The organism is Actinophytocola sp. (assembly GCF_036402745.1).
GTDB lineage: Bacteria > Actinomycetota > Actinomycetes > Mycobacteriales > Pseudonocardiaceae > Actinophytocola.
This window is the reverse complement of sequence record NZ_DASWSJ010000366.1, coordinates 1-20,988: the sequence shown is the minus strand read 5'-3', so window position 1 is coordinate 20,988 and position 20,988 is coordinate 1. Positions and strand designations below refer to the sequence as shown.

The window sequence follows — 20,988 nt, the reverse complement described above, 5'->3', positions numbered from 1 at the left end:
TTGGATTGTTCGCTTCGCTCCTCCGCTACTCGCCGTCTTCCTCCGTGCGATGCTCGGCGCGGACGCGCCTGCGCTTCTCCTACGTCCAGACGGCGAACGCTCCGTCGCTCCCGCTCACGGTGCTGAATGGTTCGCTCCGCTCCTGCGCTACTCGCCGTCTTCCTCCGTGCGATGCTCGGCGCTGGCGCGCCTGCGCTTCTCCTACGTCCAGACGGCGAACGCTCCGTCACTCCCACTCACGCGTCCAGACGGCGAACGCTCCGGCGCTCTCGCTCACGGATACGCTGCTCACGTGGTGGCGGGAGACAAGGTGCGTGAGGACGTCAACGGGCGCTCACCTGCGCCCGTCAGCGACGCGACCGACGCTCTGGACGACCGCGAGCTCAGGCAGCTCGACGTCGTCCGCCGGTTCGGCACGGTCGGGTCGCTGCTGCTGGCCGTCGGGTCGCTCGGGGCGGGGGCGGCGCCGGTGTTCAACCCGGTGTGGAGCCTGCCGTTCCTCAGCCTGTTCAGCCGGATGACCACGGTCTCCATCGCGCTCGCGTTCACCGGCGTGTTCATGATCGTGCTCGCCTGGCTGGGCCTGGGCCGGCTGTCGCTGCCCGGCCGCGAGCGGATGGTGTCGCCACCGCAGATGGCGCGCACGCTCATCATGTGGACCGCGCCGCTCGTGTTCACCGTCCCGATGTTCTCCAAGGACGTCTACAGCTACCTGGCGCAGAGCGAGATCGCCGCCCGCGGCCTCGACCCGTACACGGTCGGCCCGGCCGAGGCGCTGGGCAACGCCGACCCGCTCACCCGCGCGGTGCCCACGATGTGGCGCGACACCCCGTCGCCGTACGGGCCGCTGTTCATCACCATCGGCAAGGGCATCACCTGGATCACCGGCGACCACGTGGTGATGGGCGTGGCGTTCCACCGGCTGCTCGCGCTCCTCGGCTTCGCCATGATCGTGTGGGCGCTGCCGCGGCTGGCCCGGCGGTTCGGCATCAACCCCGTCAGCGCGCTGTGGCTCGGCGCGGCCAACCCGCTCGTGCTGTTCCACCTGGTCGTGGGCGTGCACAACGAGGCGCTGGCGATCGGGCTCATGCTGGTGGGCATCGAGCTGGCGCTGCGCAGGATGCCGCGGGTCACCTCGGACGGGCCGTTCCCGCCGTGGCAGCAGGGCGAGCTGCTCTGGTACGCCGTCGGCGCCACGGTGATCACGCTCGCGGCCGCGGTCAAGATCCCGGCGGCGCTCGCACTCGGCTTCCTCGGGGTGATGATCGCCCGGCGGCGCGGGGGGCGCTGGACCCATCTGTTCAGTACCGGCGCGGTGCTGATGGTGCTGTTCCTCACCGTGCTCACCATCGCCTCGCTGGGCAGCGGGCTGGGCTACGGCTGGGCGATGACGCTCAACACGGCCAACGCCATCAAGAGCTGGATGGCACCGATGACCGCGATCGGGTTCGGCGCCGGGGGCCTGGGCATCGTGCTGGGGCTGGGCAACCACATCGACGCGGCCATCACGGTCAGCCGGATGGTCGGCACCGTGCTCGGCCCGCTCCTCGCGGCCAAGCTCCTGCTCGACAGCTTCCGCTGGCGGCTGCGGCCGATGATCGGGCTCGGCGCGGCACTCGGCGCGGTACTGGTGTTCGGTGCCACCGTGCAACCCTGGTACCTGCTGTGGGCCGCGCTGCCGCTGGCCGTCGCGGCCGGCAACATCCGGTTCCGCACGATGGCGACCGCGATCAGCGCGGCGTTCGCGGTGGCCCTGCCGCCCACCGGCACCACGTTCGAGGGCCGCACGTTCCAGCTGGCCTACACCTACCTGGCCGCCGCGATCGTGGTTCTGCTGGCGTTGTTCCTGGTCCGCAAGCACATCCCGAGCCGGCCCAAGCGCGAGGTGCCCGAAACTGTCGGTGCCCCGGCATAGCCTCCGGGCCATGGTGAGCGAGCCGGGTTTCACCCAGTCAGACATTCGATACGTCATCGCCGAGTACCGCACCCTCGGCGAGCTGTGCGACGGCCGGGCGCAGAGCGTCGCCGAGGTCCGCGCGCTGATCTCCGCGGGCCGGTTACCGCAGGCCACCTACGTGCTCCCCAGCGGCGAGGCACGCTTCCCGCCCGACTACTTCGCGCTTGTCGACGAGGCCGGTGGGGTCGACGCGCTACCCGGCCGGTTCCGGTCGCGCTACCTGGCCGCGGCGGCGGCGTCGCCCTCCGCCGAGGCCGACGCCGCCGAGGACTGGGCGGGGTACCTGTCCGGCCAGTTCGGCGTGTGCCTGCGGTCAGTCACACCGGAGTCGATGGCCGAGAAGAACCGGCTCATCCGCCGGATCGAGGCGCTGGTAGCCGTGCCCGCCGAGGCCGACCCCGGGTGGCACTCGGAGTTACGCACCGCGGTGGACACGCTCGACGCGCTCGAGCGGCCGTTCACCGACTTCGACCGGCAGCGCTGGGGCGACACCAGCCGCGGCCGGCACATCGACCGGGTGCGCCAGCAGTACCCGGTGGCGTTCGAGCAGGCCTTCGAGGGTCGTGAATCCATGGTCTGAGCTGACGTCATAGCCTTAGCGTCGTGAGCCCCAGCACCCCAGTTCCCGCCGTCGACGTGTCGGGGCTGACCAAGCGCTTCGGGGCCACCACCGCGGTCGACGGACTCAGCCTCCGCGTCGAGCGAGGCCAGGTGCTCGCGCTGCTCGGGCCCAACGGTGCCGGCAAGACCACCACCATCGAGATCTGCGAGGGCTTCCTGCGCCGTGACGCCGGTTCGGTGCGGGTGCTCGGCCTCGACCCGGCCACCCAGGGCGATCGCCTGCGCCCGCGGATCGGGGTGATGCCCCAGGGCGGCGGCGCGTACCCGGGGGTGCGGGCCGAGGAGATGCTCGCGCTCGTCGCCGCCTGCGCGGCCGACCCCATCGAGCCGGCCTGGCTCATCGACGTGCTCGGCCTGGCGTCGGCCCGGCGGACACCGTACAAGCGGCTGTCCGGCGGTCAGCAGCAGCGGCTGTCGCTGGCGTGCGCGCTGGTGGGGCGCCCGGAGCTGGTGTTCCTGGACGAGCCAACGTCGGGCCTCGACCCCCAGGCGCGCCGGCTGGTGTGGGAGCTCGTCGAGGCACTGCGCGCGGACGGGGTGAGCGTCCTGCTCACCACGCACGCGATGGAGGAGGCCGAGGAACTGGCCGACCAGGTGGTCATCATCGACCGCGGCCGGGTCGTCGCCGAGGGCAGTCCCCGGCAGCTCACGGCCGAGCAGCCGGACGCCGCGCAGCTGCGCTTCCGCGCCCGGGCGGGCCTGGACACCAGCCAGCTGTGCGCCGCGCTGCCCGACGGCCTGCGCATCAGCGAGCCCACGCCGGGCTCGTACCTGCTCTCCGGCCGGGTCGACCCGCAGGTGGTCTCGGCGGTCACCGCGTGGTGCGCGCAGCAGGGCGTCCTGGCCGAGGAGCTGTATGTCGGCCGGCGCAGCCTGGAGGACGTCTTCCTGGACCTGACGGGACGTGAGCTCCGCTGATGACAGCCACCTTTCCGGCCGGCACCTTCACCCCGGCCCCCGGCCGGGGGCGCATCGGTCGGATGCTGCTCACGCATGCCCGTACCGAGGCCCTGCTGACGCTGCGCAACAGCGAGCAGGTCCTGCTCACGCTGCTCATTCCGCTGGCGCTGCTGATCGGCCTCACGGTGCTGGACATCTTCTCGGTGCCCGAGCCCCGCATCGACTCGGTGGCGCCACGGATCTTCGCGCTCGCGGTCATGTCGTCCGCGTTCACCGGCCAGGCCATCGCCCTGGGCTTCGACAGGCGTTACGGAGTCCTCAAGCGCCTGGCGGCCACGGCCCTGCCGAGGTGGCTACTGGTCGGCGGCCGGACCATCGCGGGGTTGGTCGTCGTGGCCGTGCAGCTGGTCGCGCTGGCGGTGGTGGCGGCCCTGCTGGGCTGGTCCCCCTCGCCGGCCGGCATAGCCTGGGCCGTTCTTCTGGTGATCTTGGGCACGCTGTCGTTCGGCGCCCTGGGCGTCCTGCTGGGCGGCGCGCTCAAGGCGGAGATCGTCCTGGGGCTGGCCAACATCGTGTGGTTCGTCCTCCTGCTGGCCGGCGGCCTGGCCGTCCCCACCGACTCGATGCCCGGCACACTGGCGACCGTCGTAGGCCTGCTGCCGTCGGGCGCATTGGCGGAGGGCATGCGAACCGCCCTGGTGGACGGCGCGGTACCGAGCTGGACGGTGTTCGCGGTCCTCTTGGGCTGGGGAGCAGCGGCAGCCCTACTGGCCGCACGAACGACGAAGCTGTCCTGAAACCCCAGCGACGCGAGGCCAGCAGGCAAACAAGCTTGCTCCACGCCGGCGAGGGAAACAGCCGCAAGGACCAGAGCGAGCGATAGAGCAGGGCCGGACCAGAGCCTCAGGGACAGGTGCATACGATCGGCCGGTGCCGTTCGCGTCTCTTCAGGCCCGTGTCGCGCGGGTACCCAGCCCCAGCCGAAGGCTCCAACTAGGCGTCGCCATCGCCGTCGTCACGACCCAGGCGCTGATCGCGATGACCGGGGCCATCGTCCGGGTCACCGGGTCCGGGCTCGGGTGTCCCACCTGGCCGCAGTGCTTCCCCGGCAGCATGGTGCCCGTCGAGCATCCCGAGTACGCCACGCTCAACCAGTGGATCGAGTACGGCAACCGGCTCTTCACCGGCGTGGTCGGGCTCATCGCCGGCGCCGCCCTCGTGCTCGCCGTCCTGCACAAGCCGCGCGACCGGCGCTACCTCCGCCTCGCCATCGCCATGCCGGTGGGCGTCGTCGTCCAGGCCATCCTGGGCGGCATCACCGTCCGGCTCGACCTCGTCTGGTGGAGCGTGGCCGTGCACCTGCTCGCCTCCACCGTGATGGTCTGGCTCGCCACCCTCTTCGCGCACGCTGTGCCCAAGGACGACGGCCCACCGAGAACCCACAGCACCAACCCGACGCTGGCCACCTGGCTCACCGTCCAGACCGGCCTGCTCGTCGGCATCCTGGTCACCGGCACCATGGTCACCGGCGCCGGACCGCACGGCGGCGACCGCGCCACGCCGAGACTCGACATCCCGGTTGAGACGCTGGCCCACGTGCACGCGGCCTTCCTCTACACGTTCCTGGGCTCGCTCGTGCTGCTCGGCTTCTACCTGCGCGGCACCGCGAACCCGCCGTGGCGGCGCTACCGGATCCTGCTCGCGGTCGCGCTCGCGCAGGGCACGATCGGCCTCGTCCAGTTCTGGACCGGCGTTCCCGAGCTGCTCGTCTCCCTGCACGTTCTCGGCGCGATGTCGGTGATCATCGCGACCGCGTCGCTGTGGTGCGGGATCCAGGACCAAAGCTTTGAGTCACCTAAGACCAAGGACACGATTGTGGCGCAGGAGCCACAGACCACCTAACGTGGAGACCGAACCTACGGCTACGTAACCGTAGGTACGTTGACAGGCCGCGTCCCGGCCGAGATACGAGGTTTCCGGACTCATCACATCCACGCTCTCGCCGACGCGCGAAGAACCCCGTCCCCAGTCAAAACCCCTGATCGGTCGCCGGCGCTCGCTGCCGGAGACGTTCCTCGTGAAGCTCTTCGTCTTCATCCCCTTCGCCGCCATGGTCGCGGCCGTGCCGCTGGCCTGGGGCTGGGGCCTCGGCTGGACCGACATCGGCCTGGCCGCCGGCTTCTACCTCGTCTCCTCGCTCGGCGTCACCGTCGGCTACCACCGCTACTTCACCCACGGCGCGTTCAAGGCCAACCGCCCGCTGCGCATCGCGATGGCCGTGGCCGCCGGCCTGGCCGCGCAGGGCTCGGTCATCGCCTGGGTCGCCGACCACCGCCGCCACCACGCGTTCTCCGACCGTGAGGGCGACCCGCACTCCCCCTGGCTGTTCGGCACCTCCGCGGCCGCGCTCGCCAAGGGTTTCTGGCACGCCCACATGGGCTGGCTGTTCGAGCGCGACCTCACCAACGCCGACCGGTTCGCCCCCGACCTCCTCGCCGACCGCGACATCCGGTTGCTGGACAAGCTGTTCATCCCGCTGACGGTGGTCAGCCTCGTGCTGCCCGGCGTGCTCGGCGGCCTCATCACCATGTCCTGGTGGGGCGCGGTCACCGCGTTCTTCTGGGCCGGCCTCGTCCGCATCGCCTTCCTGCACCACGTCACCTGGTCGGTCAACTCGATCTGCCACATGGTCGGCTCGCGGCCGTTCGTCAGCCGCGACAAGGCCGCCAACTTCTGGCCGCTCGCGCTCCTGTCCATGGGCGAGTCGTGGCACAACTCCCACCACGCGGACCCGACGGGCGCCCGGCACGGCGTGCTGCGCGGCCAGCTCGACATCTCCGCGCGGGTCATCTGGATCTTCGAGAAGCTCGGCTGGGCCACCAACGTCCGCTGGCCGAAGCCCGAACGGCTCGACGCGAAAAGAGTCGTGCCGACGCGTTAGGGTCCGGGCAGGCCCTGGACCAACGCGCGGAGGACGACGTGGCGAAGGCAGTGGTGGTACGCGCCGTCGGCGGACCGGAGGTGCTCGAGCTCGCCGAGGTCGAGCCACCGTCGCCGGGGCCGGGTGACCTGCTGGTCGACGTCCGCGCGGCGGGCGTCAACTACATCGACACCTACCACCGGCGTGGCCACTACCCGAGGGACCTGCCGTTCACGCCCGGCAACGAGGGCGCGGGCGTCGTCCGCGAGGCCGGCCCGGACGTCACCGACGTCGCCGTCGGCGACCACGTCGCGTGGGCCGACGTTCCCGGCTCTTACGCGCAGCAGGCCGTTGTGCCGGCCCGCAAGGCGTTCCCGGTGCCCGACGGCCTCGACGACGAGGTCGCCGCGGCCGCCATGCTGCAGGGCCTCACGGCGCACTACCTGGTCACGTCCACCTACCCGGTCAAGCCCGGCGACACCGTGCTCGTCCACGCCGTCGCGGGCGGGGTCGGCCTGCTGCTCGTGCAGGCCGCCAGGTCCCGCGGCGGCCGGGTCATCGGCACGGTGTCCACCGCGGCGAAGGAGCAGGTCTGCCGGGAGGTCGGCACCGACGAGGTCATCCGCTACACCGAGACCGACTTCGCCGAGGAGACCCGCCGGCTCACCGGTGGCGCGGGCGTCAACGCCGTGTACGACGGCGTGGGCAAGGACACCTTCGACGGCAGCCTGGCCAGCCTCGCGCCGCGCGGCACGCTCGCCCTGTTCGGCGCGTCCAGCGGTCCGGTGCCGCCGGTCGACCCGCAGCGGCTCAACGCGGCCGGCTCAGTGTTCCTCACCCGGCCCACGCTCGCCCACCACATCGCCACGCCGGAGGAGTTCCGCTGGCGCTGCGAGGAGCTGTTCTCGGCCATCTCGGGCGGCCGCATCACCGTCCGGATCGGCGCCCGCTACCCGCTCGCCGACGCCCGCAAGGCCCACGAAGACCTCGAAGGCCGGCGGACCACGGGCAAGCTCCTCCTGATTCCCTGAGTTCCCCGGACGCGCGCGACGGGCGACTCAAGGCCGTCGACGCGCGCCCGGCGGCTGCGTGGGCGCGAGTCGCATCGACACGTGCTCAGGCCGGGGTCACCTGGACGGCGTCGACGACGAACACCAGGGTCTCGTTCGGCTGCACCGGCGGCTGGCCCTGCGCGCCGTAGCCCAGGTCCGGCGGGATCACCAGGAGGCGCCGGCCGCCCTGCTTGATGCCGATCATGCCCTGGTTCCAGCCCGGGATCACCTGCGCCTTGCCGACGTTCTCCAGCGGGAACGGGCCGCGGCCCTCCTGCCAGGTGGTGTCCACCTCGTGCTTGTCCGACCAGGTCATCAGCAGGTAGTTGGTCTGCACGGTCGAGCCGGGGGTGGCCTCCGGGCCGGTGCCCGGGGTCAGGTCCTTGCTGAGCAGCTTGGTGGGTGGCGAGCAGGTGTCCGGCACCGTGATCTTCGGCTTCGCCCCCGCCGCACCGCTGACGGTGATGTCGTCGGCCGTGCACTCGACCGCCGTGTTGACGCCCGACGTCTCCGACGACCCGCTGGACTCCGGCGCCGACTGGGACGCCGACTCGCTCGGCGGCGGGAAGCTCACGGTCTCCCCGGGCGGCTGGCTGGACGGCGACTCGCGGTTGACGCACCCACCGAGGGTCAACGCCATTGCCACCACGACAAGGACCTTGCTCACGTTGCGCATGGTTCGCGAGCTTAAAGGGCGCGTTCCGGGGCCGAACGGCGGCTATCGGTAACCGTTGCGGTCACTCGTTTCGCCTATATCTCACGTCTGGAACCAGCGGTAGAGTAACTCCCCGCGCTCGATCAAATACGTAGAGCATTCAGCCGAACGGGTGCGTCCAAGGAGGTGAAGCCCGTTGTCCGCGGATGCCAAGGGCCTCCGCAAGAACCCGATTCAAGAGATCTTCTGGACTAGAACCGGCCTCCTACTCCTGATCTTGTTGGTGACATCGGGCGTGGCAATGATCGCCACGAGCGGCATGGCGCCGGGCGCGGGCAGAAACCTGCTCACCGCGGTCGCCACCGGAACCATGGTCTCGGCCATCGTCGGCTTCGGCCAGACACTCATCACCGCGACCGCCACCCAGCGGGCCATGCTCACGCCGCTCATCGACGAGAGCCGCCAGGCCCTGCGTGACCTGTCCGACGAGTACCGCTCGATGAACCGCGAGTTCTTCCCCACGCACGTGTTCGAGCCCACCGCCGAGCCCGACCCGGCGTTCAACAAGCTGATGATGCAGGACCTGCAGCGGACCAGGCAGTACCTGTTCCGCGGCTTCTCCGGCCGGCACGCGGCGGCGCGGCTGCTGCTGTCCAAGGCGGAGTGGGAGTTCCGGGCCGTGGTCGCCGACCCGCGCAACCTCAGCGGGATCAGCGGCCGGGCCAGGTACCTGATCCGGCACTCGGCCGCGGACGTCGACTACGACACCATCCACGCCCGGCTGCACGAGGAGATCCGCATCGGGCTCGTCGGGCTGTACCTCGCCCGCAGCCGGTGCACCCGGATCGAGGTCACGGTGATCACCGACCCGCCGACCGACCGGCTGGAGATCTTCGACGACAGCGTCTGGGTCACGCTCTACAGCGATGCTCGAGCCACCACCGAGTACCCGCGCACGCTGCGCTTCTCGGAGGGCTCGTTCATCTACAACATGGAGCGCGCCGAGTTCGGCCGGATCTCCGCCTCGCCGCACGCCCACCACCTGGTGATCAAGCCGGACACCACGCGCGGGGACTTCATCAAGCAGTTCCAGAAGATCACCGGCTCGCCGCTCACCGAGGAGCAGTTCCTCGAGCTGAACGCCGAGTTCTACAACTTCCTCCGGGAGTTCTCCGTCACCGCAGAGTTGGGGAGCTGATTGTCGTGCCCATCCGGGTCTCCGCCCTGGGCGAGCTGGCCGAGCAGCTGAGCTCGGCCGAGTTCGACCTGTCCCGGCGCTGGGGCAGCGTGGACAAGTGGTTCGCGACCTGGGCGGAGCAGCCGGGCTTACGGACCAACCTGCGTCACCACCTGCTCGAGCTGCCGGCCGACCAGGCGGCCACCATGATCAAGCGGTCCCGCGAGACGACCACCCACTTCGCCTGGTGCCTGCGGGACCGGCCGGACGAGCCGTTCACCTTCTGGCTGCACGAGTACAAGGAGCAGCGGGACTGGCGGGCCGGCTACGCCGACTCGGTGCACAACCACCGCTACCACTTCTGCACGACGATCCTGCGCGGCGGCTACCTGCACGAACGCTACACCGCGACGATCACCCCGGAGACCGACCGGATCACCTCGGCCGAGCTGGTGAGGAGCACGCCGTGCCCCGTGGGCGCGTCCGGCTTCCTGCTCGCGTCGGACTTCCACCGGATCCCCCGGGCCGCCGACGGCACCATGACCTTCCTCGTGAAGTCGCGCGAGGTGACGCCGTGGAGCCTGTCCTACGACCCGGACACCCACGAGAGCCACCGGCACGTGCCGGTGGAGACGAGGCTGGAGCACCTGGCCAGCCGCCTCTGAGCCATTCCCTGACTCGCCCTTGACCAGACCTTGATTCGCTCGCTGGAGGTTTCTGGAAGCACACCGTGGCGGCTACCATGTTTCCCCGACAGCCGGCCTTGCCGGTTGTGGGGAGGCACCATGCACACCGAGGACGCCGCCGTGGTCGACGCCGTCGCGCCCGCCGTGCCGGCGGCTGCGCTCACCGTCGTCGACGCGCTCGTACGCCAGCTGTGCTCGCGGTACGCCAAGCGGCTGCCCTTCCACGGGTGGCACCACGTCAGCTTCGTGCGGGCCAAGGCCGTCCAGTTCGCCGTGGCCAACGGCGCCGAGGTCAGCGTGGTGGAGACCGCCGCGCTGGTGCACGACGTGAACTACCTCGTCCGCCGCAACTCCCCCGCCGCCGAGGGCGCGCGGCTGCGGCTCGACATGCTCTCCCGGGCCGGGGTCGGCGCCGCCACCGCGCAGTGGATCGACGACATCGTGGTCGAGGCGGAGATGGCCAACCGCGGGCCGGAAATCTCGCTGGAGGCGCAGGCGCTGTCCGACGCCGACACGTTGTTCAAGGCGCTCCCGGTGACGCCGGTGATGCTGTCGCACCGCTACCTCGCGGAGAACGGCATCACCCTGCGCGAGTTAGCCGACAAGATCATCGGCGAGCAGCAGACCGCGCACGACGACGGCTACTACTTCTACAACACGCAGGCAGCCGCCGCGTACTCCCGCTGGGCCGCGACCAACCTCATGCTCTGGCAGCACATCCGCGAGTCGCTGGACGACCACGACGTCGCCGACCTGCTCGACGCCGTCACCTCGCTGGGGATCATCGGCCTGCCGGGGCGCCCTTAAGGCCTGTCTCGTAGATCATCGTGTGAAGTCCCGCGCCGACCAGCGGAACCTCAGGAGACCGTGACGGTACCCAGCCACCATCCACCTCCGATACTCGCACTATTCGCCGGGACGCAACGCACACTGTCAATCCCGGGGAGGCGGACTAGCCGCAGATCGCCGTCTCGCGGACGCTGAGCACCTCGAGGGCGATCGCCGGGGTGGGCGCCGCCGCGCAGCTCGCCGGGCGGGCCGGGCCCACCTCGCGCTCGACCACCGCCACGCGCCACTCCCGGCCGTCGGCGTGGGAGACCGTGGCGAGCCAGCCGCCGTCGGTGGTCTTGTCGACGGAGACCACGCGCAGCGCGTCCGGCCTCGGCTCGCCCGCGCGGGCGCGCACGGCCAGCTCGGCCACCTGCCCGGCGGGCGGCCACGTCGAGCGGCCCCGGCAGTTCTCCAGGACGACCGAGGACCCGCCGGTGACCAGCGCGCCGGCGGAGGCCACGTCGAGCCGCCCGTACGCGTAGCCGGTCGGCAGCAGCACCGCGGTCGGCGCGAACCGGTGGCCGCCGAGGTGGGTGCACTCCCACACCGACTCGCCGTGCCGCGCCGCGAGCGCCGCGGCGACCGGCCGGCCGCGCAGCGCGCAGCACACGTCGCGGCGGCCGTTGGTGCACACCAGCAGCAGCCGGTCGGGCACCCGTTCGCCGAGCAGCCCCTGCTCGCCGTTGCCGGCGCGGGTGAAGTCCAGGTCGAGCAGCACCTTCGGGTCGCTGACCAGTGCCCGCTCGAGCCACGTGTTCCCGGGCGCGGTGTGCGCGAGGTACACGTGCCGCGGGACGGGCCGGTGCCGGTCGGGATGGCTGCCGGGCCGGCGGATCAGGACGATCCGGACCCCGGTGCCGGCGGCGAGACCGGCGAGCTCGCGGGCGACGTCCTCGTCGAGGTGGCTCGCGGACAGCGCGTCCCGGCCCCACGGACCGGGCTGCTCGACGCACAACCACGAGCGGGCCGTGGCCGCGGTCCCGGCCAGCGGCTCACCGATCGCCTCGGACAGGGCCGAGCAGCGCAACGCTTCCATCCACAACAGACTCTCACGACGGGGCCGGGTCGTGCCGTGACCTCGTCGCCGGTTCGACCGAGACCCCAGCCCGACCAGCGGGCGAAGCAGGCAAGGGGGCTGGATACCCCACGACGGCAGCGTACCCGCGCCGACGTGGACAAGCCGGTCTCGCTGCGAGCGCAACGGCGAGTCCGTTAACGAATTTCGGCGATCAATAGGGTGGAGGCATGCGCCTCAAGGTCCCCTACGCCGATCCCGGCGTCCCGGACGCGCGAGGCCCAGCACGCTACCTGCTGTGGTTGGTGAAGAAGCAACGGTGGCGCGTGTGCCTCGGCTTCCTGCTCGGCAGCACCTGGATGCTCGGCCTCGTCGTTCCGCCCTACCTCATCGCCCGCGCCATCGACGACGGGCTGCGGCCCAAGAACCTCGGCCAGCTCGGCCTCTGGGTGGGCCTGATCATCCTCGCCGGCATGGTCAACTCGCTCATCGGCATCATGCGCCACCGCACGATGACGTTCATCCGCCTCGACGCCGGCTTCCGCACCGTCCAGGTCGTCATCCGGCACGCCGTCGGGGTCGGCGCCGAGCTGCCCCGCCGGGTCAGCACCGGCGAGGTCGTCTCCATCGGCGCCGCCGACCTCGACCGCGTCATGCGCACCATGACCACCACCGGCCCCGGCATCGGCGCGATCGTGTCCTACGCCGTCGTCGCCGTGCTGCTCATCGGCATCTCACCGCTCATCGCGCTCGTCGTCCTCCTCGGCGTGCCCGCGCTCATGCTCGCACTCGGCCCGCTGCTCAACCGGATGCGCGACGCCGAGACCGCCTACCGCGAGCAGCAGGGCGCGCTCGCCGCCCGCGCCGGCGACATCGTCTCCGGCCTGCGCGTGCTCTGCGGCATCGGCGGCAAGGACCGCTTCGCCGAGCGCTACCACCGCGAGTCCGACGCGCTGCGGGCCGAGGGCTACCGGGTCGGCGCCGTGTCCAGCTGGATCGAGGCCGTCACCGTCGGCCTGCCCAGCCTCTTCCTCGCCGCCGTCACCTGGCTCGCCGCCCGGATGACCGCCGCCGGCGAGATCAGCGTCGGCGAGATGGTCGCCGTCTACGGCTACGTCGCCATGCTCGCCACCCCGGTGTACTTCCTCATCGAGGGCGCGCAGGACGTCAACCGCGGCCTCGTCGCCGCCCGCCGGGTCACCCGCGTCCTCACCCTCGAGCCCACCGTCCCCGACCGCGCCGCCACCCCCTGCCCACCGCGGCCCGCGGACCTGCACGACCCGGCCTCCGGGCTCACCGTCCGGCCGGGGGAGCTGCTCGCGGTCGCCGCCGCCCGGCCCGCCGACGCACTCGCCGCCGTCGACCGGATCGGCCGCTACGTCGACTCCGCCGCCACCTGGGGCGGCCGCCCACTCGCCACCATGCCGGTCGACGAGGTCCGCCGCCGCATCCTCGTCGCCGACAACGACGCCTACCTGTTCGCCGGCCAACTCCGCGACACGGTCACCACCGAACGCGACCACGCCGACACCGAGATCCACACCGCCGTCCACACGGCCGCCGCCGAGGACATCGTCACCGGCCTGCCCGGCGAGCTCGACTCCTGGGTCGAGGCCCAGGGCCGCGACCTGTCCGGCGGCCAACGCCAGCGGCTGCGCCTCGTCCGCGCGCTGCTCGCCGACCCCGAGGTGCTGATCCTGGTCGAGCCCACCTCCGCGGTCGACGCGCACACCGAGGCCGTCATCGCCACCCGGCTGCGCGACACCCGCCGCGGCCGCGCCACCGTCGTCGTCGGCACCTCACCGCTGCTGCTCGACCGCGCCGACCGGGTCGCCTACCTCGTCGACGGCCGGGTCGCCGCCACCGGCAGCCACGCCGACCTCCTCGCCACCGAGCCCGGCTACCGCGCCCTCGCCTACCGCGGCAGCGAGGAGGAGCTCGTATGACCGCGCCACCACAGACCGGGCCACCACACACCGGGCGACCACAGACCGCGCCGGCACAGCACGGCTGGCGGCTCCCCGTGGCCGGCCGGGCCGAGGTCCGCCGCGCCAACTGGGAGCTCCTCACCACCGACCGGCGCGGCACCGTCCTCGTCCTGCTCACCACCGGTCTCGCGGCCGCCGCCGGCCTCGCCGCGCCCTGGCTCATCGGCCGCATCGTCAACCAGGTCGAGGGCGGCCACCCCGACACGTCCACAGTGGACCTCCTGGCGCTGGCCATCGTCGGGTTCGCGGTCGCCCACGTGCTGCTCACCCGCTTCGCCCACTACCTCGCCCACCGCTTCGCCGAACGCGCGCTGGCCCGCCTGCGCGAGGAGTTCGTCGACCGCACGCTCGCGCTGCCCACCTCGGTCGTCGAGCGCGCCGGCACCGGCGACCTCATGGCCCGCACCACCGCCGACATCGCCACCGTCGGCTCGGCACTCACCACCGCGGCCCCCGAGGTGTTCGTCGGCCTCCTGCAGACCGCCTTCATCATCGCCGCCACCGTCGTGATCAACCCGCTGCTCGGCCTCAGCTCACTCGCCGGCATCTCCGGGCTCTGGTTCACCGCCCGCTGGTACCTCAACCGCGCCCGCGACGGCTACCTCGCCGAGGGCGCGGCGAACTCCGAGATGTCCGAGACCCTCGCCGCCACCGCCGACGGCGCCCGCACCGTCGAGGCGTTCGGCCTGCAGCGCCGCCGGATCGCCGCCGGCGACGAGCGGGTCGCCGACGCGCACCGGACCCGGGTCTACACGCTGTTCCTGCGCAGCGTCCTGTTCCCGCAGATGGACTTCTCCTACGTCCTGTCCGTCGGCATCGTGCTCACCATCGGCGGCGTGCTCTACGTCAACGACCTCGCGACCCTCGGCGCGGTGATCTCCGCCGGCCTCTACACGATGCAGCTCACCGACCCGCTCAACCGGGTGCTCATGTGGCTGGAGAGCCTGCAGCGCAGCACCGCGTCGCTGGCCCGCATCAAGGGCGTCGCCCACGCCGGCACCGAGCCGCCGCCCGGCGGGCACCCGCGCGACGACCGGCTCCAGGTCACCGGCGTCCGCTACGCCTACCACGCCGGACATCGCGACGTCCTGCACGGCGTCGACCTCGACGTCCGGCCGGGGGAGCGGCTCGCGATCGTCGGCCCCTCCGGCGCCGGCAAGTCCACCCTCGGCCGGCTCCTCGCCGGTGTCGACGCGCCCCGGGCCGGCGCGGTCACCGTCGGCGGCGTCCCCGTCGCCGACCTCGCACCCGACGAGCTGCGCCGCCGGATCGTGCTCGTCACCCAGGAGCACCACGTGTTCATCGGGACCGTGCGGGACAACCTCGCCATCGCCGCACCCGGTGCCACCGACCGGCAGCTGCTCGAGGCGCTCGCCACGGTCGACGCCGACTGGGTGCACACGCTGCCCGGCGGGCTCGACACCGACCTCGGCGCCGGCGCCACCGCGCTCGACGCCGCCCAGGCCCAGCAGCTCGCGCTCGCCCGGGTCGTGCTCGCCGACCCGCACACGGTGATCCTCGACGAGGCCACCGCGCTGCTCGACCCGGCCACCGCCCGGCACGCCGAGCGCGCGATGGGTGCCGTGCTGGCCGGCCGCACGGTGATCGCGATCGCGCACCGGCTGCACACCGCGCACTACGCCGACCGGGTCGCGGTGATGGCCGACGGCCGGATCACCGAGCTCGGCAGCCACGACGAGCTGGTCGAGGCCGGGGGAGCGTACGCGGGCCTGTGGCGGTCCTGGCACGGCGCGCACTAGTCCGCCTCCCCGGGATTAACAGTGTGCGTTGCGTCCCAGCGGATAGTGCGGGTATCGAGGTGGGTGGTGGCTGGGTGCCGTCGCGGTCCCCTGAGGTTCCGGTGGTCGGTGCAGGACTTCACCCAGTCCGCCTCCCCGGGATTAACAGTGTGCGTTGCGTCCCGGCGAGTGGTGTGGGTGTCGGGGTGGGTGGTGGCTGGGTGTCGTCACGGTCCCCTGAGGTTCCGGTGGTCGCGCAGGACGTCACATGATCTACGAGACAGGTCTTAGCCGACCTAGCACCTCACGGTGCTCCGGCGTGCCGGATTGGTCCGGTCCAGGAGGGACGGTCAGTACGTCCTCTATGGCCGCACGGAGGCGGCGACGCCGTTGCCGATCAGCAAGTTGCATCACACACCGATCACTGACCGTTACCACCCGGAAGTGTAACGAATCGGCATCACCGCTTGTCACGGCGTTCTGCGTTCCACAGTGGACGGTCTTACCCTGACTACTGTCCGCAGCAGATCCAGGACCGGTCGTAGACACGTCCCACCCCTTCTGGTTACATGGCCGCGTTGCCGTCCGCAGTCGGCCCCGTTCCCGCTCGTGACGAGAAACCGTTGGGACACAATGACCACCCGCACCAGACAACTGCTCCAACGCTCCCGCGACCTGCTCGAACGCTCCCGTGTCGCGGCGGTCCAGTTCCTGGATCCCCCGCGCGGTCAGACCACGGCGTTCCCCCGGGTCATCGAGGGCACGCGCGAGTCGATGGTCCACCAGGAGCCCGAGGGCGCGGTCGTCGACATCTGCGCCAGCATCGCTTTGCGTGACCTCAACCTGGTCGACTCGCTGCTCGCGCTGCTCGAGAGCATGGAGGAGCACGAGGCCGATCCCGATCGGCTCACCGAGCTCTACAAGCTGGACCACCTGGCCGCGCGGCTGCGGCGCAACGCCGAGAACCTCCGCGTGCTCGCCGGCCGCGACGCCAGCGACGCCCTGTCCGACACCGGCTCGCTCGTGGACGTGATCCGCGCGGCGATGTCCTCGATCGACGGCTACTCGCGGGTCTCCATCGGCCGGGTGCTGTCGCTGGGTGTCGTCGGCATCGCCGCGGACGACCTCGGCCGGCTGCTCGCCGAGCTCCTCGACAACGCCGCCAAGCAGTCCCCGCCGGACACGTCGGTCCGGGTCAGCGCGCACCTCACCGACTCCGGCAGCGTGCTGATGCGCATCGAGGACGACGGCATCGGCCTGCCCGCCGACCGGCTCGCCGAGCTCAACGGCCGGCTGTCCGACGAGCCCAAGCTCAACGACGACTCGGTGCGGCACATGGGCCTCGCCGTGGTCCGCCGGCTGGCCGCCCGGCACGAGATGCGGGTCCGGCTCGACCGCCGCTCGCCGCACGGCACCACCGCCACCGTCCTGCTGCCCGCGGGCCTGGTGTGCGAGCTGCCCGAGGCCGGCTGGTCCGGCTCGCAGACCGTGGTCGTGCCCACCGCCGACCTCGACCGGCAGCCGCAGACCGTGCCGGCCGCCCGGCGCCCGTCGCCGCGGCCCCGGCACGCGGCACCCACCGCCACCACGTCCGGTGGTCTGCCCAAGCGGACCGCCGCCGCCAGCCGCACCGTCGCCCGGCCGCCACAGCCCCAGCCGAAGGACATGGTCGAGGGCGGCCACACCGTCAACGGCCTGCCCCGCCGGGTGTCGCGCAGCATCAAGAGCCCCGACCACGGCGACGACTCGACCCCGGTGCCCGTGCCGCCGATCGCCCCGCTGGACGAGAAGGCCGGCCACGAGCAGCTGCTCGCCGACCTCGACGCGTTCGCCGAGGGCGAGCAGGCCGCGAAGGCCGCGCAGTGGCCGGCCGGCGACGACCCCGACCTCGCACCGGCCCCGCCCGCCGAGACCGCCCCGGCACCCGGCCAGGGCGCGGAGCAGGCCACTGACTTACCTGCCGGGCCCCGGCGTGACCCCGACCAGCCGTCGGGCGGTACCGCGCCGTGACCGCCGCCAACGAGAAGCCGCACACCGCCAGCGACATCACCTGGCTGCTCAACGACTTCGTCGACAAGGTGCACGGCGTCAGCCACGCCCTGATCACGTCGTCGGACGGGTTCCCGCTGACCGCGTCCGCGGCCGTGCAGGCCGACGACGCCGAGCAGCTCGCCGCGATCGCGAGCGGCCTGCTCAGCCTCGCCGGCAGCAGCGCGGCGCTCTACGGCAAGGGTGCCTGCGAGCAGATCATCATCCGGCTCACCCGTGGGTACTTCCTGTTCATGGGGATCGGCACCGGCGCGGGCCTTGCCGTGCTCACCGGTCCGGAGTGCGACATGCGGGTCGTGGCCTACGAGATGACGCAGTTCGTCACCAACGCGGGGCACGCGCTCACCCCGGAGCTGCGTGCCAACCTGCGCCGAGTCCTGACCGCGCGCCGGCCCCAGGCATGACCGACCCCGCCAAGGACGTGATCACGGTGTCCAGCGACGACGACACGCGCGGAGACACGCGCAACGGCGCCAGGCCGAAGACGACCAAGATGAAGAGCAAGCGGGTCCGCCCGTACGCGCTCACCGGCGGCCGGACGTGGACCAGGCACCACCTGCTGGTCGAGACGCTGATCTCGGTGCCCGAGTTCGACCCGGTGCTCGCCGAGTCGCTGATGCCCGAGTCGCGCCTGCTGTACACCCGCGCGTGCCAGCGCATGTCGATCGCGGAGCTGTCCGCCACGCTCACCCTGCCGCTCGGCGTGGTCCGGGTGCTGATCAGCGATCTCGCCGGGCAGAACGCGGTGTTCATCCACCCCACGGCGTACGCGTACCAGAACAATCCGCAAGTGCTGGAGAGGATCCTCGATGGACTCAAGCAGCTTCCCGTCTGACTCGGGTCTGCTGACGATATCCGCGAAGATCGTCATCGCCGGTGGGTTCGGGGTCGGCAAGACCACCATGGTCAACTCGGTCTCCGAGGTGCAGCCGCTCAACACCGACGCGTGGATGACCGAGGCCAGCGAGGGGGTCGACGACCTGCCGCCGGGCGGGAAGAAGTCGACCACCACGGTAGCCATGGACTTCGGCCGGATCACGTTGCACTCGGACCTGTTGCTGTACCTGTTCGGCACGCCGGGCCAGTCGCGGTTCTGGTTCCTGTGGGACGACCTGTCCCGCGGCGCGCTGGGTGCGGTGGTGCTCGTCGACACCAACCGGATCGACCAGTCCTTCGCGGCGGTCAACTACTTCGAGCACGACTCCGTGCTGCCGTTCATCGTGGCGGTGAACCGGTTCGAGGGTAAGCAGCAGCACGACCTCGACGAGGTCCGGGACGCGCTCGCGCTCGCCGACCACATCCCGCTGATCGAGTGCGACGCCCGCGACCGCGGGTCGTCCATCGGGGTGATGCAGCAGGTCGTCACGCATTCGCTGGCGCTGGCCAAGGTCACCGCGCCCGGGTAGCCGGGGTTCTCCCACGTCGTCGTCCCCACCGGAGGAGCAGTACAGAACATGCGCAAGGTGTTGATCGTCGGGGCAGGCCAGTCCGGCCTGCAACTCGCCTTGACCCTGCTGGAGCACGACTACGAGGTGACGGTGATGTCGGCCCGCACCCCGGAGGAGATCCGGGACGGTCGGGTGATGTCGACGCAGGGCATGTTCGGACCCGCGTTGCAGAACGAGCGTGACCACCAGCTGAACCTGTGGGAGGAGCAGACGGTTCCCTTTGCGGGCCTCGGCGTCTCCATCGCCGCGCCCGACGGGAGCCGGGTGCTCGACTGGGTGGCCAAGATGGACCGTTACGGGCAGTCGGTCGACCAGCGGGTGAAGATGGCCGGGTGGCTGGAGCTGTTCGAGGAGCGCGGTGGCCAGCTCGTCATCCACGGCGTCACGACCGCGGACCTCGACAAGCTCGCGTCCATGTACGACCTCACGATCGTGGCCGCCGGCAAGGGTGAGCTGGTGCAGCTGTTCGACCGCGACCCTTCCCGGTCGCCGTACACCACCCCGCAGCGCGCACTGTCCCTTGTGTACGCCCACGGTGTCGAGCGCCGCCCCGAGCACCCGGACTTCGCCGCGGTGCGGTTCAACATCATTCCCGGCGTCGGCGAGCTGTTCATGATCCCGTGCTACACGGTGTCCGGGAACTGCGATATTTTGTTCTTCGAGGGAATCCCCGGCGGCCCGCTGGACGTGTTCAGCGACCGCCCGTCGCCGGACGAGCACCTGCGCCGCATCCTGGAGCTGATGCGGACCTACACGCCGTGGGAGTACGAGCGCTCCCGCAACGCGGTCCTCACCGACCAGGGCGGTTCGCTCATGGGTGGCTACACCCCGGTCGTCCGCAGGCCGGTCGGCGAGCTACCGTCCGGCGCGGTCGTCTTCGGCATGGCCGATGTCGTCGTGGCCAACGACCCGATCACCGGCCAGGGCTCGAACAACGCCAGCCACTGTGCCGCGCTCTACCTCGACGAGATCCTGGCCCACGACGGTGCATTCGACCGCGCGTGGATGGAGCGAACGTTCGAGAAGTACTGGGAGTACGCCCGCCACGTAACCGAGTGGACGAACGCGATGCTGCAGCCGCCGCCCCCGCACGTGCTGGAGATCATCGGTGCGGCGGGCCAGGTGCCGGCGGTGGCCAAGCGGTTCGCGAACGGTTTCGCGGACCCGACGGACTTCCAGCACTGGTTCATGTCCCCGGACAAGGCCGCCGCCTTCCTGGCAAGCGCGACCGCCGCCGCAAGCTGACCTTCGCCGGCGCGCGGCGAACTGACTCGCCGTTGGGCTGGTGTTGTTGGCCGGCGGTCGCCGCGGACTGGCTGTCGTCGTCGGACTGGTGTCTCTGGTGGCGGTCGCCGCGTTGCGGCGGTGTTGTCGGCCAGTTGGGCGCGCCTGCCGTCGCGGCTTTGGCGATCGCCGCGGGCTGACTGTCGCCTTTGGGCTGTGGCCTCCGGCCCCGGTTTCCAGCCTACGGGCAGGGGCCGACAGCTTTCGACTGTCCACAGGGAGCTGTCCACAGGGCACGTTCTTGTCGGTGCCCCTTCGTAGAATGGATACCGGGGGCCGGAGGCCGCGCCCTTGCGCACGGCGGCCCGCGCGGGCGCCTCGGGCCGGTGCCCTCGGCGGTGGCGCGCTCTGCTCCGCCACCGTCGGCCGACCCGGGCCCGCCGCCTGCCCGATGCCCGCCCGCCGCCACCGCCTGGCCCGGCACCCGGCTTCGGCTCGCCGCTCCCGGTTGCCCGCTTTCGGTCGCTCCCGGGCCATTGCTCCCGGGTGCCGGTGAGGCGGCGTCGGCACGGCCAGTTGCGGATCTGTCCGGCCTCGGCAACCGTCCGGTTACGGCGGGGACCCGTCCCGCCCGGATGATCTAGCGTCTGGTGCGACGAGGGAGGCGCCATGACCGCGGACCTGCTCGGGCGCGGGCCCGCGGCGTGGGTCGCCCTCGGGCTCGTG

At 71.6% G+C, this 20,988-nt stretch carries 19 protein-coding genes; 17 read left to right on the top strand and 2 right to left on the bottom strand.

The annotated features are described in order from the left end of the window. The first annotated feature begins 49 nt into the window (after window positions 1-49). The 7 genes from mptB to VGD70_RS32660 all read left to right on the top strand — a co-directional run bounded on the left by mptB (window position 50) and on the right by VGD70_RS32660 (window position 7,429). On the top strand, window positions 50-1,915 hold the full coding sequence (gene mptB / locus VGD70_RS32690; protein ID WP_331088251.1) for a polyprenol phosphomannose-dependent alpha 1,6 mannosyltransferase MptB: 1,866 nt from the start codon (window positions 50-52) through the stop codon (window positions 1,913-1,915). 10 nt (window positions 1,916-1,925) lie between these two features. Beyond that, window positions 1,926-2,537 (top strand): DUF6058 family natural product biosynthesis protein, encoded by a 612-nt coding sequence (locus tag VGD70_RS32685; protein ID WP_331088247.1) that lies wholly within the window; start codon window positions 1,926-1,928, stop codon window positions 2,535-2,537. 23 nt (window positions 2,538-2,560) lie between these two features. Then, window positions 2,561-3,496, top strand: a complete 936-nt coding sequence (locus tag VGD70_RS32680; RefSeq protein WP_331088245.1) for an ABC transporter ATP-binding protein — start codon at window positions 2,561-2,563, stop codon at window positions 3,494-3,496. Continuing rightward, window positions 3,496-4,275, top strand: a complete 780-nt coding sequence (locus VGD70_RS32675; protein ID WP_331088243.1) for an ABC transporter permease — start codon at window positions 3,496-3,498, stop codon at window positions 4,273-4,275. The genes VGD70_RS32680 and VGD70_RS32675 overlap by 1 nt, the downstream gene beginning before the upstream one ends. A gap of 133 nt (window positions 4,276-4,408) precedes the next feature. Then, window positions 4,409-5,380 (top strand): heme A synthase, encoded by a 972-nt coding sequence (locus VGD70_RS32670; protein ID WP_331088241.1) that lies wholly within the window; start codon window positions 4,409-4,411, stop codon window positions 5,378-5,380. An 82-nt stretch (window positions 5,381-5,462) separates the two neighbouring features. Next, window positions 5,463-6,419: an acyl-CoA desaturase gene (locus VGD70_RS32665; protein WP_414638122.1), complete on the top strand. Its 957-nt coding sequence runs from the start codon at window positions 5,463-5,465 to the stop codon at window positions 6,417-6,419. A gap of 38 nt (window positions 6,420-6,457) precedes the next feature. Beyond that, entirely contained in the window at window positions 6,458-7,429 is a 972-nt protein-coding gene (locus VGD70_RS32660) for a quinone oxidoreductase (RefSeq protein ID WP_331088237.1), read from the top strand. Window positions 7,430-7,514: 85 nt separating this feature from the next. On the opposite strand, the gene VGD70_RS32655 is transcribed toward VGD70_RS32660, so the two are convergent. Beyond that, a complete protein-coding gene (locus VGD70_RS32655) occupies window positions 7,515-8,126 on the bottom strand; it encodes an FKBP-type peptidyl-prolyl cis-trans isomerase (protein WP_331088235.1) in 612 nt (203 codons plus the stop codon). A gap of 280 nt (window positions 8,127-8,406) precedes the next feature. On the opposite strand from VGD70_RS32655, the gene VGD70_RS32650 reads away from it, so the two are divergent. From VGD70_RS32650 to VGD70_RS32640, 3 genes are all read left to right on the top strand, one after another. Next, window positions 8,407-9,303, top strand: a complete 897-nt coding sequence (locus tag VGD70_RS32650; RefSeq protein WP_331088233.1) for a hypothetical protein — start codon at window positions 8,407-8,409, stop codon at window positions 9,301-9,303. Window positions 9,304-9,308: 5 nt separating this feature from the next. Beyond that, on the top strand, window positions 9,309-9,947 hold the full coding sequence (locus tag VGD70_RS32645) for a hypothetical protein (RefSeq protein WP_331088231.1): 639 nt from the start codon (window positions 9,309-9,311) through the stop codon (window positions 9,945-9,947). 120 nt (window positions 9,948-10,067) lie between these two features. Beyond that, complete coding sequence (locus VGD70_RS32640; protein ID WP_331088229.1) at window positions 10,068-10,775, top strand: HD family phosphohydrolase; 708 nt, start codon at window positions 10,068-10,070, stop codon at window positions 10,773-10,775. Window positions 10,776-10,920: 145 nt separating this feature from the next. On the opposite strand, the gene VGD70_RS32635 is transcribed toward VGD70_RS32640, so the two are convergent. Beyond that, window positions 10,921-11,835, bottom strand: a complete 915-nt coding sequence (locus VGD70_RS32635) for a sucrase ferredoxin (RefSeq protein WP_331088227.1) — start codon at window positions 11,833-11,835, stop codon at window positions 10,921-10,923. 209 nt (window positions 11,836-12,044) lie between these two features. Here VGD70_RS32635 and VGD70_RS32630 point away from each other — a divergent pair, with 209 nt between their 5' ends. The 7 genes from VGD70_RS32630 (at window position 12,045) to VGD70_RS32600 (ending at window position 20,283) form a co-directional block, all read left to right on the top strand. Then, window positions 12,045-13,760, top strand: coding sequence for an ABC transporter ATP-binding protein (locus VGD70_RS32630; protein ID WP_331088225.1), 1,716 nt, complete (start codon window positions 12,045-12,047; stop codon window positions 13,758-13,760). Further along, on the top strand, window positions 13,757-15,562 hold the full coding sequence (locus VGD70_RS32625) for an ABC transporter ATP-binding protein (protein ID WP_331088224.1): 1,806 nt from the start codon (window positions 13,757-13,759) through the stop codon (window positions 15,560-15,562). The genes VGD70_RS32630 and VGD70_RS32625 overlap by 4 nt, the downstream gene beginning before the upstream one ends. A 612-nt stretch (window positions 15,563-16,174) precedes the next feature. Then, complete coding sequence (locus VGD70_RS32620; RefSeq protein WP_331088222.1) at window positions 16,175-17,551, top strand: sensor histidine kinase; 1,377 nt, start codon at window positions 16,175-16,177, stop codon at window positions 17,549-17,551. Then, window positions 17,548-17,994 carry a roadblock/LC7 domain-containing protein gene (locus VGD70_RS32615; RefSeq protein WP_331088220.1) on the top strand — a complete coding sequence of 149 codons (447 nt, stop codon included), beginning with the start codon at window positions 17,548-17,550 and terminating at the stop codon, window positions 17,992-17,994. Before VGD70_RS32620 ends, VGD70_RS32615 begins: the two co-directional genes overlap by 4 nt. A gap of 20 nt (window positions 17,995-18,014) precedes the next feature. After that, window positions 18,015-18,425: a DUF742 domain-containing protein gene (locus tag VGD70_RS32610; RefSeq protein WP_414638121.1), complete on the top strand. Its 411-nt coding sequence runs from the start codon at window positions 18,015-18,017 to the stop codon at window positions 18,423-18,425. Further along, on the top strand, window positions 18,400-18,996 hold the full coding sequence (locus VGD70_RS32605; RefSeq protein ID WP_331088218.1) for a GTP-binding protein: 597 nt from the start codon (window positions 18,400-18,402) through the stop codon (window positions 18,994-18,996). Before VGD70_RS32610 ends, VGD70_RS32605 begins: the two co-directional genes overlap by 26 nt. 48 nt (window positions 18,997-19,044) lie before the next feature. After that, window positions 19,045-20,283, top strand: coding sequence for a styrene monooxygenase/indole monooxygenase family protein (locus VGD70_RS32600; RefSeq protein WP_331088215.1), 1,239 nt, complete (start codon window positions 19,045-19,047; stop codon window positions 20,281-20,283). The last annotated feature ends 705 nt before the right edge of the window (window positions 20,284-20,988 follow it).